The organism is Pedobacter sp. ASV12, assembly GCF_016429155.1.
Lineage (GTDB): Bacteria > Bacteroidota > Bacteroidia > Sphingobacteriales > Sphingobacteriaceae > Pedobacter.
Genome location: NZ_JAELUC010000177.1, coordinates 1 through 1,755, shown reverse-complemented (window position 1 = coordinate 1,755; position 1,755 = coordinate 1). Strand labels below are relative to the sequence as shown.

The window sequence follows — 1,755 nt, the reverse complement described above, 5'->3', positions numbered from 1 at the left end:
CCCCCCCCCCCCCCCCCCCCCCCCCCCCCCCCCCCCCCCCCCCCCCCCCCCCCCCCCCCCCCCCCCCCCCCCCCCCCCCCCCTTTTAGTACTGTCTCGGTGGGCTCGGAGATGTGTATAAGAGACAGATACACATCACTGCCGCGTACCAGCGCAATGGTACCATGCTGGTGTGCATACAAGATAACGGTGTTGGCATTCCGGCCCATATTTTGGAGCGTTTGTTTAAAAATGAAAACATTACTACCAGAGGCACTTTTAACGAAAAGGGAACCGGCATTGGCCTGATGGTATGCAAGGATTTTATGATCCGTAACGATGGCGATATTACGGTGAGCAGCCAAGAAGGCCAAGGTGCCAAATTCTGCCTCAGCCTACCCACTTCCAAATAAAAAAGGCTCCACTTGGGAGCCTTCTTGTTGTTATTTCTGACCTGTTACTTCGTTAATGGCTTGCTGCTCCTTGAGCGCCTCTACATTGTTTTTGTTGCCAAAATTGGTTGTTTTATCGGCAAAATAGGCCAGGATATCCACAATGGTATCTAAGTTGTCGGCCACCCGCTGGTGCATGTCTGGCAAGTCTTTTTCCAGTTTTTTATCACCCAACTCTATATTGTCAACTTCAATTTTTCCAATTTTTTGGATAATGGCCTGCTGAGAGTGCTGCAAGTCTTCCAATTCCCTTACAATCTTTTCCATTAATTCAAACTTCTTTAAGGTATCCATATGCTTTTCTAATTAAGGTTTAACAATATGTTTTGCCACAATAGAACCAATTACCTTGCCAAAAAGTTTGGCCCTTGAACAATTTGTGCTCCGAAAATTTGGAGATTAGACAAATAACTAATAATTTAGTTTAAAATAATTGATTATGAGAAACTGGCTTCCCTTTTTGTTTGTATTGCTATTTTGCAAAAGTTTATCTGCCCAAACTGTTAGTATCGATAAAGAGAAATTGTTAGAGTATTACCAAAGCCAACGCTATGCCGAGGCTGCCCAATACCTGCAAAGCGTCTACCCCAGCGATACACAAGACGTAAAGGCATTAGGCCAAATGGCCTATTGCAACATGATGTCGGGCAGGTTGCCAGATGCCGAGAAAAACTACTTGCAGCTTAATACCATACAGCCCAATAGCCTGCCTGTACTGTTTAGTCTTACCAATATCAATACAAGAAGGGGCAACAATGCCAAGGCCAAAAGCTATTTAGCACAGATCATTTCGATAGACAGCACCAATTTTAGTGCCTACAAACAATTGGCAGGGCTTACCGATAGCAGCGATGTAAAACTGGCCTATCTCAAAAAGGCCAATGCCTTAAATGCAACAGATGCCGATGTGGCTTATGACCTGGCTACGGCTTACCGCAACGACAAGCAATACGAACCTGCTTACCATGTATTGAAAGTAGCCATTACGGCCGATACCGGTAACTTTATCTTGCAACAGGCCCTATTGCCTATGGCCAATCAGTTGGGCAAATACAAAGAAGTAATTGCCATTGGCGAGAAACTATTGCAAAACGATGCCGATGCCAACGTGATGAAAGATGTAGGCAAAGCCTATTTCTTTTTAAAGAACTACCCTGTCTCTTATACACATCTGACGCTGCCGACGAACCACGACATGGGGGGTTGGGGGGGGGGGGGGGGGGGGGTGGAGGGGGGGGGGGGGGGGGGGGGGGGGGGGGGGGGGGGGGGGGGGGGGGGGGGGGGGGGGGGGGGGGGGGGGGGGGGGGGGGGGGGGGGGGGGGGGG

Annotated in this window: 4 protein-coding genes; 2 read left to right on the top strand and 2 right to left on the bottom strand. The window is 49.1% G+C overall.

The window, feature by feature from the left end:
* Positions 1 to 208: hypothetical protein (locus JHD69_RS21385; protein ID WP_304622311.1), on the bottom strand; the 208-nt coding region annotated here is incomplete at its 3' end.
* Between JHD69_RS21385 and JHD69_RS19660 the strand changes: the two genes are divergently transcribed.
* Positions 164 to 391, top strand: a complete 228-nt coding sequence (locus tag JHD69_RS19660) for a sensor histidine kinase (RefSeq protein WP_233166085.1) — start codon at positions 164 to 166, stop codon at positions 389 to 391. The genes JHD69_RS21385 and JHD69_RS19660 overlap by 45 nt on opposite strands.
* Before the next feature lie 30 nt (positions 392 to 421).
* Here JHD69_RS19660 and JHD69_RS19655 read toward each other — a convergent pair whose 3' ends face one another.
* Positions 422 to 724: a hypothetical protein gene (locus JHD69_RS19655; protein ID WP_199142040.1), complete on the bottom strand. Its 303-nt coding sequence runs from the start codon at positions 722 to 724 to the stop codon at positions 422 to 424.
* Positions 725 to 869: 145 nt separating this feature from the next.
* Here JHD69_RS19655 and JHD69_RS19650 point away from each other — a divergent pair.
* A partial coding sequence (locus tag JHD69_RS19650) for a tetratricopeptide repeat protein (protein ID WP_199142039.1) occupies positions 870 to 1,755 on the top strand: 886 nt, incomplete at its 3' end.

What these genes read in the sequence shown, in the direction of transcription:
- JHD69_RS19660 (WP_233166085.1), top strand. Translation starts at nt 164, where the DNA reads ATGCTGGTGTGCATACAAGATAACGGTGTTGGCATTCCGGCCCATATT.
- JHD69_RS19655 (WP_199142040.1), bottom strand. Translation starts at nt 724, where the DNA reads ATGGATACCTTAAAGAAGTTTGAATTAATGGAAAAGATTGTAAGGGAA.